A 14,950-nucleotide genomic window follows, 5' to 3' on the forward strand; every position below is an offset into this window, starting at 1 on the left:
GCACGATGGACGCGCGGCAGCTGGAGTACTTCCTTGCGGTCGTCGACCACGGCGGGATCAACCGGGCGGCGCAGGCGCTGTTCCTGGCCCAGCCGTCGCTGTCGCAGGCCATCCGGACGCTGGAACGCGACCTCGGCACCGATCTGTTCCACCGCGTCGGGCGCCGGGTCGTGCTGACGCCCGCCGGTACGGCGCTGATCGAACCGGCGCGCCACGTCGTGCGGGGGCTCGCGACGGCACGGGCCAGCGTCGCGTCGACGACCGGGCTGGAGTCCGGGCGCGTCGACGTCGCGGCGACGCCGTCACAGAGCGTCGAGCCGCTCGGGTCGATGATCGCGCGGTTCACCGCACGCCATCCGGGGCTCGCGATCGCGATCCGGGCCGCGACGACCGCCGCCAGCGTGGTGGAGCTGGTGCGCACCGGCGTCGTCGAGGTCGGGTTGCTGGCCAGCAGCACCCCGGTGGTGGCGGCGGGCGTGCGCGTCGAGACCGTCGGGATGCAGCGGTTCGTGCTGGTCACGCCGCCCGACGGGCGGTTCCCGGCGGGCCGTCCGGTGCGCCGCGAGCAGCTGGCCGGGCAGCGCCTGATCGTCGGGCCGCACGGCTCGGGCATGCGCGCGCTGGTGGAGGAGTTCCGGGCCGCGGGCGTCGCGTTGACCGTCGTGGTGGAGTCCGAGCAGCGCGAGGCCATCCTGCCGCTGGTGCTCAGGGGCGTCGGGGTGGCGGTGCTGGCGGCGTCGTGGGCGGAGCTGGCACGCCGCGCCGGCGCCGTCGTCTTGGAGCTGGAACCGGCGGCGCACCTGCACCTGGCGCTGGTGAGCCGGGCCGACGCCAGCCCCGCGGCGGCCGCGTTCCGCGCCGCGGCCCTGACCGCGCCCACCCCGTAGCCACCGCGCCGACTCCCACGACATCGGCGCCGTGGCCACCAGGTTGGCGCGGTCGATCGATAGGCGGCGCCTATACCCGGGGCCGGGTTCTCGTCTTGGACGGGGCGGGGCGCCGCGGGGTGGACTGGAACCATGACGACGCATCGGATCGCCCTCATCCCCGGCGACGGCATCGGCCAGGAGGTGCTGCCCGCCGCCTGCGCGGTGCTCGACGCCGTCGGGAAGCGCCACGCCATCCGGTTCGACTACGACGCGTTCGACTGGTCGTGCGCCCGCTACCTCAGCGAGGGCGCGATGATGCCCGCCGACGGGCTCGACCAGGTCCGGGGGCACGACGCGATCCTGCTCGGTGCCGTCGGAGCGCCGGGGGTGCCCGACCACGTGTCGCTGTGGGGGCTGCTCATCCCGTTCCGCCGCTCGTTCCGCCAGTACGTCAACCTGCGCCCGATCCGCGTGTTCGACGGCGTCGAGAGCCCGGTGCGGCGGGCGGTCGCGGGTGAGGTCGACCTCGTGGTGGTTCGCGAGAACGTCGAGGGCGAGTACGGCGAGATCGGCGGCAGGCTCAACCGAGGCTTCCCCGAGGAGACGGCCATCCAAGAGTCGATCTTCACCCGGGCCGGCATCACGCGCATCGCCGACTTCGCCTTCGCGCTGGCCGCGCGGAGGAACGGGCGGCTGACCTCGGCCACCAAGTCCAACGGCATCATCCACACCATGCCGTTCTGGGACGAGGTGGTGGCCGAGCGCGCCGCGCTGCACCCGGAGGTCACCTGGGGCTCCGAGCACATCGACGCGCTGTGCGCCAAGCTCGTGCTCGACCCGGCCCGCTTCGACGTCATCGTCGGCTCCAACCTGTTCGGCGACATCCTCAGCGACCTGGCCGCCGCCATCGCCGGCAGCATCGGGATCGCGCCGTCGGCCAACATCAACCCCGAGCGCGACTTCCCGTCGATGTTCGAGCCGGTCCACGGTTCCGCCCCCGACATCGCCGGGAAGGGGGTCGCCAACCCGCTCGGCGCGATCTGGACGGCCGCGCTGATGCTCGAGCACCTCGGTCACGCCGACGCCGCCGCCGGGATCGAGACGGCGATGACCGCGGTGCTGGCGAAGACCCCCGTCCGGACGCCGGACCTGGGCGGCACCGCCACCACCACGGATTTCACCGGGGCCGTGCTGGAGTACCTGCCGTGAGCGTGCCGCTCCCGGCGGCGTTCCGGTACCGGACGATCGATGCGGGCGGTGTCGGTATCCGCTGCGCGGTGGCCGGGGACGGCCCGCCGGTGCTGCTGCTGCACGGCTACCCACAGACCCACCTGATCTGGCACCACGTCGCGCCGCTGCTCGCGACCGACCACACGGTGGTGCTCGCCGACCTGCGCGGCTACGGCGACAGCACCAAGCCCGCCCCCGGTCCCGGCGACGCCGCCTACAGCAAGCGCGCGCTGGCCCGCGACCAGGTGCTCCTCATGGGCGCGCTCGGGTTCGAGCGCTTCGCGGTGGTCGGGCACGACCGCGGCGCCCGCGTCGGGCACCGCCTCGCGCTGGACCATCCCGGCGCCGTCCGCGCGCTGGCCGTGCTCGACGTCGTGCCCACCCGCCACGCCTACGCGACGGCCGACGCGGCGTTCGCCCAGGGCTACTACCACTGGTTCTTCCTCACCGCGCCGAACGGGATCCCGGAGCGGCTCATCGGTGGCGACCCGGAGTTCTGGATCCGGGCCCGGATGACGGCGCGCCACGGTGGGGGCACCCCGTTCGACCCGGCCGCGATGGCCGAGTACGTGCGCTGCTTCGCCGACCCGGCCGCGATCGCAGCCTCGTGCGCCGACTACCGGGCCGCGGCCACGATCGATCTCGAGCACGACGACGCCGACGCCGGCCGCACCGTCGACGCGCCGGTGCTCGCGCTGTGGGGCGAGCACAGCTTCGTCGGGCGTCACTACGACGTCCTCGACGTCTGGCGCGGCTACGCCTCGGACCTGCGTGGCCGCAGCGTCGCGGCGGACCACTACCTGCCGGAGGAGGCGCCTGCCGAGACCGCCGCGCTGCTGCGGGACTTCCTCACCGGGTGCAGCGCTCGGCGGTGAGAACGCGGCCCGCGCTAGTTTCTCCCCGTGCTGCGCATCGTGATCCTCTGCGGGTTCGCGGCCCTCACCGCGCTGGCGGTGGCGGCCGCGCTGGCGTGGTCACCCGGCTGGTGGGTGCTCGCCGCCCCCGTCGCCGCGCTGCTCGCCGTCGGCATCCACGACGTGGTGCAGCCGCACAGCTCGATCGTGCGCAACTTCCCGGTGCTGGGCCACCTGCGGTTCCTGCTCGAGGCCGTGCGCCCGGAGCTGCAGCAGTACTTCATCGAGCGCAACTTCGACGGCAGGCCGTACGACCGCGACACCCGCAGCCTGATCTACCAGCGCGCCAAGGGGATCCAGGGCGAGAAGCCGTTCGGCACCGAACGTGACGTCAACGCCGTCGGGTACGAGTTCCTGCTGCACTCGACGGCTCCGGTCGCGCCGCCCGCCGCTCCGCACCGCGTGCTGGTCGGCGGCCCGGAGTGCACCCGGCCCTACGCGATGGCGCTGCTCAACGTCTCGGCGATGAGCTTCGGTGCGCTGTCGGCCAACGCGGTGCTGGCGATGAACAAGGGTGCCGCGCTGGGCGGGTTCGCGCAGGACACGGGCGAGGGCGGCCTCACCGAGTACCACCTGCGCCACGGCGCCGACCTGGTGTGGGAGCTGGGCAGCGGCTACTTCGGCGCCCGCACCGCCACCGGCGACTTCGATCCCGCCCTGTTCGCCGACAAGTCCGCCCACGACGCCGTGAAGTGCGTGGCGCTCAAGCTCAGCCAGGGCGCGAAGCCCGGGTTGGGCGGGGTGCTGCCCGGGGCGAAGGTGACCGCCGAGATCGCCCGGGCGCGCAACGTCACGATCGGTGAGACGTGCCTGAGCCCGGCCGCCCACCGCGTCTTCGCCACCCCGCGCGAGCTCGTGCTGTTCCTCGCCCGGATGCGGGAGCTCGCAGGCGGCAAGCCCACCGGGTTCAAGCTGTGCATCGGATCCCGCGCCGAGGCGCTCGCGATCTGCAAGGCGATGCTCGCCGAGGGCACCACACCGGACTTCATCGTGGTCGACGGCGCCGAGGGCGGCACCGGGGCGGCGCCGCCGGAGTACTCCGACCACGTCGGCACCCCGCTGACCGAGGGTCTGATGACGCTGCACAACGCGCTGGTGGGCGTCGGGTTGCGGGACCGGATCCGGGTCGGCGCGTCCGGCAAGGTCGCCAACGGCTCCGACATCGTCAAGCGGATCATCCAGGGTGCCGACTACACCAACGCCGCCCGCGCGATGATGATGGCCACCGGCTGCATCCAGGCGCAGCGCTGCCACACCAACAAGTGCCCGGTGGGTGTCGCCACCCAGGACCCGCGGCGGGCCCGCGCGCTCGACGTCGAGGACAAGGCACTGCGGGTGCAGCGCTTCCAGCAGGCCACCGTCGCCGAGGCGCAGCAGATCATGGCGTCGATGGGCGTGCACGGGCCCGCCGAGCTGCGCCCCGAGCAGCTGCGCCGCCGCATCGGGCACATGGACACCCACTCCTACGCCGACCTGTTCGACTGGCTCTCCCCCGGCGAGCTGCTCCACGACGCGCCGAAGGAGTGGGCGCAGGACTGGAAGCAGGCCGACCCCGACACCTTCCACCCCACCGCCGCATGACTGCTGCCGGGTGACGACTTCGCGACACGACGCCGGGTAGGTCCGCGCACACCCTCGCCCGTCCTCGCACACCCTCGCCCGTCCTCGCACACCGCCGACACTGTGCGAGGACCGGCGACGGTGTGCGAAGTGCGGCGCCGATGCGACCGGCGCCGCGGTGTGGGCGAACTTGACGGGGCCGTCGCCGGACGTGAAGATAGCAAGCGCTTTCTATTCGCGCCTTGGGAGGACGCATGGCGATCAGCACCGCGCGCGACGCCCGCTCCGGGCGGCCGATCTTCAGCGGGGGCTACCGGGCGCTGTGGGGCGTGCTGCTGCTCGGCTGGCTGGTCAGCTACGCCGACCGCACCGTCACCGGCCCCGTGGTGGCCTGGATGATCGAGAACAAGGCCGGCTTCATCGGTGACGCCGCGAACCCCGCCACGCTCGGCGGCCTCATCGGCTCGATGTTCTTCACCGGCTACATGCTCACGCAGTACGCGGGCGGGCGACTGGGCGACCGGTTGGGCCACCGCGAGATGCTGGTGGTCTCGCTGCTGTGGGCCGGCGTACTGACGCTGGTGTCCGGCCTGGTCACCGGGCTGGTCGCGTTCGTGGCGGCGCGGGTGCTCACCGGACTGGGCGAGGGCGTCTTCTACTCCAACGACCGCACGCTGGTCATGGCGCACACTCCCCCGGCGCGGCGCACCATCGGGCTCGGGGTGGTGATCTCCGGGCTCGCGATCGGCCTGACCGTCGGGCTGCTCGCCACCCCGCTGCTGATCAACGCGGGCACGGCGCTGGGCATGGGCGGGCACGCGTGGGCCATGCCGCTGTTCGTCTTCGGAGCCGTGTCCCTGCTGGTCGCGCTCGGCACGCTGGCGTTCTTCCGCGCCCGCGGTGACCGGCCGCTGCGCCTCGGAGCGCCGACGCTGCGCCTGATCGGCTACTCGGCGCCGACGGCCGTCGCGATCATCGCGCTGTTCCTGCTCGCCGAGTCGCTCCACTGGCCCGACTGGGTCACCGCGATCGGCTCCGGGGTGCTCGCGGCGATCGTCATCGCCGTGGTCGTGCGCGACGTCCGGCGCTCCGGCCACGCCACCACCCTGCTGACCCGCGACGTCTGGCTGATCTGCATCGCGTTCATCGCGGTCATGTGGAACCTGTGGTTCTTCAGCTTCTGGTCGGTGCAGATCGTCAAGGAGAGCGCGCAGAGCAGCCTCGTCGCCGCCGGGCTGACCGCGGCGTTCAACGCGGGCGCCGGCATCATCGGGTTCCCGGTGGGCGGCTGGCTCGCCGACCGGCAGATCCGCCGCGGCAAGGGCCGCAAGTCGCTCGCCATCGCCTGCGCGGTGGCCCACACGCTGCTCGCCGTGGCGTTCGGCCTGAGCGTCCTGTCCGGGCGCCCGTCGCTGATCCTGCTCGGGATGATCCTGTTCACCTCCGGCCTGTTCTTCAACGCGCTGCAGCCGGTGGTGCACGGGATCGTCGGCGATCTCGTGCCCGACGCCCAGCGCGGGTCGGCGTTCGGCATCTTCAACCTCGTCGCCGAGATCGGCGCGGTGGCGAGCCCGGTGGTCAGCGGGCTGCTGCGCGACGTCACCGGCAGCTGGGCGCCGGGCGTCTTCACCGCGGCCGCCGTGATGGCGTTGTCGGTGCCCCTCTACGCGATGGTCCGGGAGCGGATCCCGGCCCTCGCCCACTAGGCTAGTAAGCGCTTACCGTCCCGTTGTCGATCAGGAGGTTCCGTGGACCAGGATGTGGTGCTGCGCGTGGCGATGAACGGCGTCACCGGACGGATGGGCTATCGGCAGCATCTGGTCCGGTCGGTGCTGGCCATCCGCGACGAGGGCGGGGTGGTGCTCTCCGACGGTCGCCGGGTCGTGCTCGAGCCGGTGCTGGTGGGACGCAACGAGTCGGCACTGAGCCGGATCGCGCGCACCCACGGCATCGCCGAGTACTCCACCGACCTCGCCGGCGTGCTCGACGACCCGTCCATCGACGTCTACTTCGACGCGCAGCTCACCAGCGTGCGGCACAAGGCGCTGGTGGCGGCCATCGAGGCGGGCAAGCACACCTACGCCGAGAAGCCCGTCGTCGAGACGGTGGACGAGGCACTGGAGATCGCCGCGCTGGCCCGTGCCGCGGGCGTCAAGACCGGGGTGGTGCACGACAAGATCTACCTGCCCGGCCTGCTCAAGCTGCGCCGCCTGATCGAGGGCGGCTTCTTCGGCCGCATCCTGTCGGTGCGCGGCGAGTTCGGCTACTGGGTCTTCGAGGGCGACTGGCAGCAGGCCCAACGCCCGTCGTGGAACTACCGCGTCGAGGACGGCGGCGGCATCGTGGTCGACATGTTCGCGCACTGGAGCTACGTGCTGGAGAGCCTGTTCGGCCAGGTCGAGGCCGTCACCGCCCGCGCCGTCACCCACATCCCGGAGCGCGTCGACGAGCACGGCGCCCCCTACGCCGCCACGGCCGACGACTCCGCGTACGCGATCTTCGAGCTCGCCGGCGGCGTCGTCGCGCAGGTGAACTCGTCGTGGTGCGTGCGCGTCGACCGCAAGGAGCTCGTGGAGTTCCAGGTCGACGGCACCGAGGGCAGCGCCGTCGCGGGCCTGTGGGGCTGCCGCGCGCAGCACCGCTCCGCGACCCCGCGCCCGGTGTGGAACCCGGACCAGCCCACCACCGAGGCGTTCCGCGACCAGTGGACCGAGATCCCCGACAACGGCACGTTCGACAACGGCTTCAAGGTGCAGTGGGAGGAGTTCGTCCGCCACGTCGTCGAGGACGCCCCGCACGCGCACGACGTGCTGTCCGGGGCTCGTGGCATCCAGCTCGCCCAGGCCGGGCTCGCGTCGTCGGAGCAGGGCCGCCGCATCGAGATCGAGCCGCTGGACACCGACCAGTGAGCGTCGTCGTCGGCGGCGCCACGTCGGTCGTGCTCCCCCGTCCCGGCGGCGGCACGGTGCGCCACCGCCCGAACGACCCCGGCCCGTGGACGCGGCCGGCCGGCCCGTTCCGCGAGCGGATCGCCTATGCCGCAGCGCACGTCGCCGCCGACGCCCGCGGCGCCAACGCACCGGGTGCCCCCGCCGCCGTCGACTGGGGCGCGACGATGGCCTTCCGGCGCCACCTGTGGTCCTACGGGTTCGGTGTCGCCGAGGCGATGGACACCGCACAGCGCGGAATGGGCCTGGACTGGTCGGCCACCCGCACCCTGATCACGCGCTCGGCCCGCGAGGCCCGTGCCGTGGGCGGCGCCATCGCCGCGGGCGCGGGCACCGACCACATGCCGGCGGCCCGCACGCTGGAGGAGATCCGCTGCGCCTACGCCGAGCAGGTCGCGTTCGTCCAGGACGCGGGCGCCACGGTGATCCTCATGGCCAGCCGCCAGCTCGCCGCCGTCGCGCGCAGCCCGCTGGAGTACCACGAGGTCTACGCGCCGCTGATCGAGATGGCCGACCGGCCGGTGATCCTGCACTGGCTGGGGCCGATGTTCGACCCCGCGCTCACCGGCTACTGGGGCAGCGGCGACATCGCCGACGCCGCCGACTCGGTGCTCACGCTCATCGCGCAGCACCCGGGCCGCGTCGACGGCATCAAGGTCTCGCTGCTCGACGCCGCGCTGGAGCGCCAGGTCCGCGACCGGCTCCCGGCCGGGGTGCGCCTCTACACCGGCGACGACTACAACTACCCGGAGCTCATCAGGGACGAGGGCGGGCGCCACAGCGACGCGCTGCTGGGCGTCTTCGCCGCCATCGCGCCGGCGGCGTCCACCGCGCTGCAGGCGCTCGACCGTGGCGACCTCGCGGGCTTCGACGCGCTCGGCGCCACCACCGCGCTGGCCCGGCACCTGTTCGCGCCACCCACGCAGTACTACAAGACCGGTATCGCGTTCCTCGCGTGGCTCTCGGGGCACCAGCGGGGTTTCACGATGGTCGGCGGGCTGCAGTCCGGGCGCAGCGTCCTGCACCTCGCGGAGGCCTACCGGCTCGCCGACGAGCTCGGGCTCTTCGCCGAACCCGAGCGCGCCGCCCGCCGGGTCGCGGCGTTCCTGCAGGTGGCGGGGATCGACCAGTGAACCTGGATCGGCTCTCGCTCAACCAGTTCACGATCCGCGACGCGTCGCTCACCGACGCCGTCGACGCCTGCGTGCGCGCCGGGATCCCGGCCATCGGGCTGTGGCGCGAGCACGTCGGGCAGATCGGCGTGGAGGCGGCAGCGCGGTACGTCACCGACGCCGGCCTGCGGGTCTCGTCGCTGTGCCGGGGCGGCTTCCTGACCGCCACCGACCCCCGGGAGCGGGCCGCGGCGATCGCCGACAACCGCGCCGCGATCGAGGAGGCCGCCGCGCTCGGGGCACCCTGTCTGGTGCTCGTGGTCGGCGGCCTGCCGGCCGGCTCCACCGACCTCGCCGGGGCCCGCGCCGCCGTGCTCGACGCCGTCGGCGAGCTGGCACCGTATGCGGGCGAGCTCGGCGTGCGGCTGGCGCTGGAGGCGCTGCACCCCATGTACTGCGCCGACCGGGCCGTGCTGTCCACACTCGGGCAGGCGCTGGACTGGGCGGAGCGGTTCCCGGTGGAGCAGGTCGGGGTCGTCGTCGACACCTTCCACCTGTGGTGGGACCCCGCCGTGCTGGACCAGATCGCCCGCGCAGGCGAGCGGATCGCGTCCTACCAGGTCAGCGACTGGGTCACGCCGCTGCCGGCCGACGTGCTGCTGGGGCGCGGGATGATGGGCGACGGCCACATCGACTTCGCCCCGCTCACCGACGCCGTCGCGGCGGCGGGCTACCGCGGCGACATCGAGGTGGAGATCTTCAACCGGTCGGTCTGGGAGACCCCGCCCGACACGGTGCTGGCCACGATGTGCAAGCGCTACGTCGATCTGATCGCGAAGTAGTCTCCCCGCCATGACGGTCACCCTCGCCGACGTCGCCGATCGCGCCGGGGTGTCGGCGGCCACGGTCTCGCGTGTCCTCAACGGCAACTACCCGGTGGCCACGCGGACCCGGGCCCGGGTGCTGCGCGCGGTTCAGGAGCTCGACTACGTCGTCAACGCCCATGCGCGCTCGCTGGCCGGCAGCACGTCCGACGTCGTGGGCGTGCTGGTCAACGACGTCGCCGACCCGTTCTTCGGGCTGCTGGCCGGCGCCGTGCAGAGCCAGGTCAGCGGGCTCGACCTGCTCACGATCATCGCCAACACCGGCGGTACGCCGGAGGAGGAGCTGCGCTACCTGGAGCTGCTGATGCGCCAGCGGGCCCGCGCCGTGGTGATCACCGGCGGCCAGTCGGGCGGGCCCGAGCACGTCGAGCGGCTCTCGGCGCTGATCCGCCGCGCCCACGGCGCGGGCATGCAGGTGGTCTTCTGCGGGCGACCGCTGCTGCCCGACACCCCGGCCGTCGCGGTGGACGTCGACAACCGGCGCGGCGCCGAGACGCTCACCCGCCACCTCACGGCGTTCGGGCACCGACACATCGCCTACCTCACCGGGCCGCCCGCCAACACCACCACCGACGCGCGCCTCGCCGGTCACCTCGACGCGATGCGCGCGGCCGGGCTGGCACCGGGACCGGTCGTCGCCGGCTCGTTCGGCCGCGACGCGGGGCTGCAGCTGGCGCCCGCGCTCCTGCAGCGGTCCGCGCCGCCGACCGCGATCATCGCCGCCAACGACCAGGCCGCCTCCGGGGTGCTCGCAGCCGCCAGGGAGCTCGGGATCGCGGTGCCCGCGGCGCTGTCGGTGGCCGGGTTCGACGACCTCCCCGTCAGCGGGGACACGGTGCCGGCGCTCACCACCGTGCGGGTGCCGTTCGAGGAGCTCGGACGGCGCGCGGGCCGGATCGCCATGGGCGCCGACGCCGCGCAGCCGGGCAGCACGATCACCGTGCGCACCGAGCTCATCGTCCGCGACTCGGTGCACCATCCCGCCGATACCCGGTAAGGGACCCCGTTGCATCGTTATGCACTGCTGCGCATATAGTTGCACCCGTGTCCAAGGTACTTACCTCCCTGCCTGTCGGTGAACGTGTCGGGATCGCCTTCTCCGGAGGTCTCGACACCTCGGTAGCGGTCGCGTGGATGCGCGAGAAGGGCGCCGTGCCCTGCACCTACACCGCCGACATCGGCCAGTACGACGAGCCCGACATCGCCTCGGTGCCCGGCCGCGCCACCGCCTACGGTGCGGAGGTCGCCCGCCTGGTCGACTGCCGCGAGGCGCTCGTGGAGGAGGGGCTGGCGGCACTCGCGTGCGGCGCGTTCCACATCCGCTCGGGCGGTCGCACCTACTTCAACACCACACCGCTGGGCCGGGCCGTCACCGGCACGCTGCTGGTGCGCGCGATGCAGGACGACGACGTGCAGATCTGGGGCGACGGCTCCACGTTCAAGGGCAACGACATCGAGCGGTTCTACCGCTACGGCCTGCTCGCCAACCCCTCGCTGCGGATCTACAAGCCGTGGCTCGACGCCGACTTCGTGCGCGAGCTCGGTGGTCGCACCGAGATGTCGGAGTGGCTGCTCGCCCGGACGCTGCCCTACCGCGACAGCACCGAGAAGGCCTACTCCACCGACGCCAACATCTGGGGCGCCACGCACGAGGCCAAATCGCTGGAGCGCCTCGACGTGGGCGTCGAGATCGTCGAGCCGATCATGGGTGTGCGGTTCTGGGATCCGGCCGTCGAGATCGCGGCCGAGGACGTCACGATCGGCTTCGCGCAGGGGCGCCCGGTCACCGTCAACGGCAAGGAGTTCGCTTCCGCCGTCGACCTGGTGCTGGAGGTCAACGCCATCGGCGGCCGCCACGGCATGGGCATGTCCGACCAGATCGAGAACCGGATCATCGAGGCCAAGAGCCGCGGCATCTACGAGGCGCCCGGCATGGCGCTGCTGCACGCGGCCTACGAGCGGCTCGTCAACGCGATCCACAACGAGGACACCCTCGCCAGCTACCACGACAGCGGGCGCCGGCTGGGCCGGCTGATGTACGAGGGTCGCTGGCTCGACCCGCAGGCGCTGATGGTGCGCGAGTCGCTGCAGCGCTGGGTGGGCACGGCCATCACCGGCGAGGTGACGCTGCGGCTGCGCCGCGGTGAGGACTACTCCGTGCTCGACACGGCCGGTCCCGCGTTCAGCTACCACCCCGACAAGCTGTCGATGGAGCGCACCGAGGACTCGGCCTTCGGCCCCGTCGACCGCATCGGCCAGCTCACCATGCGCAACCTCGACATCGCCGACTCCCGCGCGAAGCTCGAGCAGTACTCCGGGCTCGGCATGGTCGGTAACACGCACCCGGCGCTGGTCGTCACGCCGCAGCTCACCGGCACCGGCCTCATCGGCGACATGGCCGAGGGCGGCGCCGAGGCGATCGCCAGCCGCGGCGAGATCCCCGCCGACGAGCTGCTCGACAACGCGGCGATGGAGTCCGGCACCGACTGAGTCCCTGGCTGACCCGAACCGTCAGTGCCAGCTCGCCTTGTCCACCACGTTGAGCAAGGGGTCCCCCGCGGCGAAGCGGCGCACGTTCTCCAGCAGGACGGCGAAGCGCCGCTCGTCGGCGGGGGTGCCCGCGCTCGCGACGTGCGGGGTGAGCAGCGCGTCCGGGCGCGCCCACAGCGGGTGCTCCGGCGGCAGCGGTTCGGTCTCGTAGACGTCCAGCGCGACGCCCGCGAGCCGGCCGGCGGCCAGCGCCGCGACCACGGCGTCGAGCACGACCGTCGGTCCGCGGCCGATGTTGACGAAGAACGCCGACGGGCGCAGCAGCGCGAGCCGCGGCGCGTCGAACATCCCCTCGGTGACCGGGGTGTGCGGCACCGTCACGACGACGATGTCGGCGGCGGGCAGCAGCGTGTCCAGCGCGTCGGCCGGGTGCAGCTCGGCGAACCCGGGCGGGGCCTCGGTGCGCCTGCCGTCGACGCCGATCACGCGGGTGCCGAACGCCGTGAGCAGCCTGCCCACCTCGGCGCCGATCGCGCCGACGCCGACGACGAGCGCGGTCGCGCCCGGCAGCGCCAGCACCGCACCGGGCTCCATCCGCGGGTCCCAGCGGGCAGCGGTCTGGTCCCGCCCGTAGCGCGGCAGCCCCCTGGCGAGCGCGAGCACCATCGCGAGGGTGTGGTGGGCGACCTGGTCGGTGTAGGTGTCGCGCATGTTCGTGACGATGACCGGATGCGCGATCAGCTCCGGGGTGTAGAACCCCGGCGGCGGCGCGGCCTGGGGCGCCTGCAGCCAGCGCAGGCGCCGCGCGTGTACCAGCAGCTCCGGTGGCAGGGCCCCGTGCGCGGCGTCCGCGTCCGACAGCGCGGCGGCGGCGGCGGTGGCCGTCTCGGGCACCAGCACCCGGACCCCGGGCACCGCGGCCTCCAGCCGGGCCGGCCAGCCGGCCAGTGCCGCCTGCTGCGGGGGGAGCATGACCAGCGTGAACGTCATGCGGTTCTCGCGAACGCGGGCTCGGTGACCTCGTGCAGCAGCGGCTCGCCCGCGCAGTAGCGGGCCAGCTCCTGCGCCATCATCGCGCCCTGGCGGCGGCACTCCAGGCCGAGGCTGCCCGCGATGTGCGGGGTGACCACGACGTTGGGCAGCGTGAACAGGGGCGAGCCCGACACCGGCGGCTCCGGGTCGGTGACGTCGAGCGCGGCGAACAGGTCCGGACGCTCGATCAGCGTCGCCACCAGCTCGTCCTCCCTGATCAGGCCGCCACGGGCGGTGTTGATCAGCGTGGCGTCCCGGCGCATCGACCGCAGGAGCGCGGCGCCCACCATGCCGCGCGTCTCCACGAGCAGCGGCACGTGCAGGCTCACCACGTCGGAGGTGGCGAACAGCTCCTCGATCCCGACCAGCCGCACGCCGAGCTCGCCTGCTGTCGCGGCGGTGGCGTGGGGGTCGAACGCCTGCACCTCGACATCGTGGCGGGCCAGCAGCGCCGCGGTGGAACGGCCGGTGGCGCCCAGCCCCACCAGCCCGACCACCGCCCCGTTGGCGCCGCGCTCGGCACCGTGTCGCACCGGCGCGGCCGCCGCGCGCGCGGCGAGCAGGTACCGCCAGCCGTGCTTGATCGAGAACAGGATCTGGGCCAGCGCGAACTCGGCGACGGCCACCGCGTTGGCGGCGGCGGCCGAGGTGATCCGCACGCCGCGCTCCCACGCCTGCGGGGTGATGATCGGGCGGATCGAGCCCGCCCCGTAGAGCACCAGCTCGAGCTTCGGCGCGGCGTCGAGGAGCTCGGCGGTGAGCCGCGGGCCGCCCCACGCCGTGACGAGCACGTTCACGTCCGCGAGCAGCGCCGGGTCCAGCTCGGCCGCGCCGAGCGGCGGCGATCCGATGATCAGGTGGGCCTCGATGGCCGTGCGCTCCTGCGGCCCGTAGACATCGTCGAACTTGCGGGGATCCATCACGTAGAGGCCGTTCAACGCGGCATCCCTTTCGATAGAAAGCGCTTTCTTCGCTTCCGGAACAGTAGCGAGGCACTCGCACGCTCACAAGCACGCCACCGACCCGGCCGGCTGGGCCGTTCGGCCGCCCACCACGGCGCAATCATCGCCACGATGCTCCACTGTCGAGGCATTCACTCGAATGGTCTACATCGAAAAGCGGATCGGCACTACACGCTGTGAATTTTGTTTCACACCTTGCTCCAGAGGCTTGACGCGTACCGACCTCCCCTGCTCAACTGCCTCACCACGTCACCGTACGTAGTGTTCAGAGTGACCAGTCGGGTGAATCGGAATGGAACGCATGACGCGGCCAGCAGGTCGCTCGGCCTCGCAGGAGATGGACGCGGCCCGAGACGACGTCAACGAGCTCGCTTCCCGCAACGCGGACGCCGCGGCGCTGTGCGCCTCGGACCGTCACAAGGAGGCGATCCCGCTGTTCGCCCGGACGCTGGCCGACTGCCGCGCCATCCTGGGCACCGAGCACGTCGGGACGCTGACGGTCGGCGGCAACCTGGCCGTCGCCTGCGTCGTGGCAGGCCGCAAGCGCGAGGGCATCACGCTCATGGTCGCCAACCTGGCCGATCGCGCCCGCGTACTGGGCGAGGAGGACCCCCGCACCCTCACCGCCCGCGACGCGCTCGCCGCCGCCTACCGCATGACCGGCAGCGTCGACGACGCCGTCGAGCTGTCACAGGTCGTGACCGTGCAGCGCCGCCGCACGCTCGGCCCCGCACACCCCGACACCCTGACCTCTCGGATGGGACTGGCGCTCGCACAGGCCGCTGCGGGTGCCGTCGAGTCCGCCTACTCCGGGCTGACCTCGGCGATCAACGACGCCGAGCAGTCACTCGGTGCCCGCCACTCGCACACGCTGGCGCTGCTGGACTGCGGCCGCCAGATCGGGCTGATCCGGCGCACCGGATAGGCCCTCCCCGCCCCCACGGCGCGC

Annotated in this window: 13 protein-coding genes; 11 read left to right on the forward strand and 2 right to left on the reverse strand. The window is 73.0% G+C overall.

All coding sequences use genetic code 11. The features are described from left to right. The first annotated feature begins 5 nt into the window (after positions 1 to 5). The 10 genes from ACFPFQ_RS31285 to argG all read left to right on the forward strand — a co-directional run bounded on the left by ACFPFQ_RS31285 (position 6) and on the right by argG (position 12,007). Positions 6 to 887: a LysR family transcriptional regulator gene (locus tag ACFPFQ_RS31285; protein ID WP_379625265.1), complete on the forward strand. Its 882-nt coding sequence runs from the start codon at positions 6 to 8 to the stop codon at positions 885 to 887. A 132-nt stretch (positions 888 to 1,019) separates the two neighbouring features. Next, complete coding sequence (locus ACFPFQ_RS31290) at positions 1,020 to 2,078, forward strand: tartrate dehydrogenase (RefSeq protein ID WP_379625267.1); 1,059 nt, start codon at positions 1,020 to 1,022, stop codon at positions 2,076 to 2,078. Next, a complete protein-coding gene (locus tag ACFPFQ_RS31295; protein WP_379625269.1) occupies positions 2,075 to 2,974 on the forward strand; it encodes an alpha/beta fold hydrolase in 900 nt (299 codons plus the stop codon). Before ACFPFQ_RS31290 ends, ACFPFQ_RS31295 begins: the two co-directional genes overlap by 4 nt. A gap of 27 nt (positions 2,975 to 3,001) precedes the next feature. Further along, on the forward strand, positions 3,002 to 4,594 hold the full coding sequence (locus tag ACFPFQ_RS31300) for an FMN-binding glutamate synthase family protein (RefSeq protein WP_379625271.1): 1,593 nt from the start codon (positions 3,002 to 3,004) through the stop codon (positions 4,592 to 4,594). Positions 4,595 to 4,827: 233 nt separating this feature from the next. Continuing rightward, positions 4,828 to 6,279, forward strand: coding sequence for an MFS transporter (locus ACFPFQ_RS31305; RefSeq protein WP_379625273.1), 1,452 nt, complete (start codon positions 4,828 to 4,830; stop codon positions 6,277 to 6,279). A gap of 72 nt (positions 6,280 to 6,351) precedes the next feature. Further along, a complete protein-coding gene (locus tag ACFPFQ_RS31310; RefSeq protein ID WP_379625506.1) occupies positions 6,352 to 7,482 on the forward strand; it encodes a Gfo/Idh/MocA family protein in 1,131 nt (376 codons plus the stop codon). Beyond that, complete coding sequence (locus tag ACFPFQ_RS31315) at positions 7,479 to 8,654, forward strand: DUF993 family protein (protein ID WP_379625275.1); 1,176 nt, start codon at positions 7,479 to 7,481, stop codon at positions 8,652 to 8,654. The genes ACFPFQ_RS31310 and ACFPFQ_RS31315 overlap by 4 nt, the downstream gene beginning before the upstream one ends. Before the next feature lie 2 nt (positions 8,655 to 8,656). Further along, complete coding sequence (locus tag ACFPFQ_RS31320; protein ID WP_379625508.1) at positions 8,657 to 9,475, forward strand: sugar phosphate isomerase/epimerase family protein; 819 nt, start codon at positions 8,657 to 8,659, stop codon at positions 9,473 to 9,475. Between the two features lie 10 nt (positions 9,476 to 9,485). Next, positions 9,486 to 10,514: a LacI family DNA-binding transcriptional regulator gene (locus ACFPFQ_RS31325; RefSeq protein ID WP_379625277.1), complete on the forward strand. Its 1,029-nt coding sequence runs from the start codon at positions 9,486 to 9,488 to the stop codon at positions 10,512 to 10,514. A 47-nt stretch (positions 10,515 to 10,561) separates the two neighbouring features. Next, positions 10,562 to 12,007, forward strand: coding sequence for an argininosuccinate synthase (gene argG / locus ACFPFQ_RS31330; protein WP_379625279.1), 1,446 nt, complete (start codon positions 10,562 to 10,564; stop codon positions 12,005 to 12,007). A gap of 21 nt (positions 12,008 to 12,028) precedes the next feature. Here the strand turns inward: argG and ACFPFQ_RS31335 are convergent, their stop codons facing one another. After that, complete coding sequence (locus ACFPFQ_RS31335; RefSeq protein ID WP_379625280.1) at positions 12,029 to 12,997, reverse strand: NAD(P)-dependent oxidoreductase; 969 nt, start codon at positions 12,995 to 12,997, stop codon at positions 12,029 to 12,031. Further along, positions 12,994 to 13,977: a hydroxyacid dehydrogenase gene (locus ACFPFQ_RS31340; protein ID WP_379625282.1), complete on the reverse strand. Its 984-nt coding sequence runs from the start codon at positions 13,975 to 13,977 to the stop codon at positions 12,994 to 12,996. Before ACFPFQ_RS31340 ends, ACFPFQ_RS31335 begins: the two co-directional genes overlap by 4 nt. Before the next feature lie 325 nt (positions 13,978 to 14,302). Between ACFPFQ_RS31340 and ACFPFQ_RS31345 the strand changes: the two genes are divergently transcribed. Then, positions 14,303 to 14,926, forward strand: coding sequence for a tetratricopeptide repeat protein (locus tag ACFPFQ_RS31345; RefSeq protein ID WP_379625283.1), 624 nt, complete (start codon positions 14,303 to 14,305; stop codon positions 14,924 to 14,926). Positions 14,927 to 14,950: the final 24 nt, after the last annotated feature.

The organism is Pseudonocardia sp. GCM10023141 (assembly GCF_042653605.1).

What these genes read in the sequence shown, in the direction of transcription:
- ACFPFQ_RS31285 (WP_379625265.1), top strand. Translation starts at nt 6, where the DNA reads ATGGACGCGCGGCAGCTGGAGTACTTCCTTGCGGTCGTCGACCACGGC.
- ACFPFQ_RS31290 (WP_379625267.1), top strand. Translation starts at nt 1,020, where the DNA reads ATGACGACGCATCGGATCGCCCTCATCCCCGGCGACGGCATCGGCCAG.
- ACFPFQ_RS31305 (WP_379625273.1), top strand. Translation starts at nt 4,828, where the DNA reads ATGGCGATCAGCACCGCGCGCGACGCCCGCTCCGGGCGGCCGATCTTC.
- ACFPFQ_RS31310 (WP_379625506.1), top strand. Translation starts at nt 6,352, where the DNA reads ATGAACGGCGTCACCGGACGGATGGGCTATCGGCAGCATCTGGTCCGG.
- ACFPFQ_RS31325 (WP_379625277.1), top strand. Translation starts at nt 9,486, where the DNA reads ATGACGGTCACCCTCGCCGACGTCGCCGATCGCGCCGGGGTGTCGGCG.
- ACFPFQ_RS31335 (WP_379625280.1), bottom strand. Translation starts at nt 12,997, where the DNA reads ATGACGTTCACGCTGGTCATGCTCCCCCCGCAGCAGGCGGCACTGGCC.
- ACFPFQ_RS31345 (WP_379625283.1), top strand. Translation starts at nt 14,303, where the DNA reads ATGACGCGGCCAGCAGGTCGCTCGGCCTCGCAGGAGATGGACGCGGCC.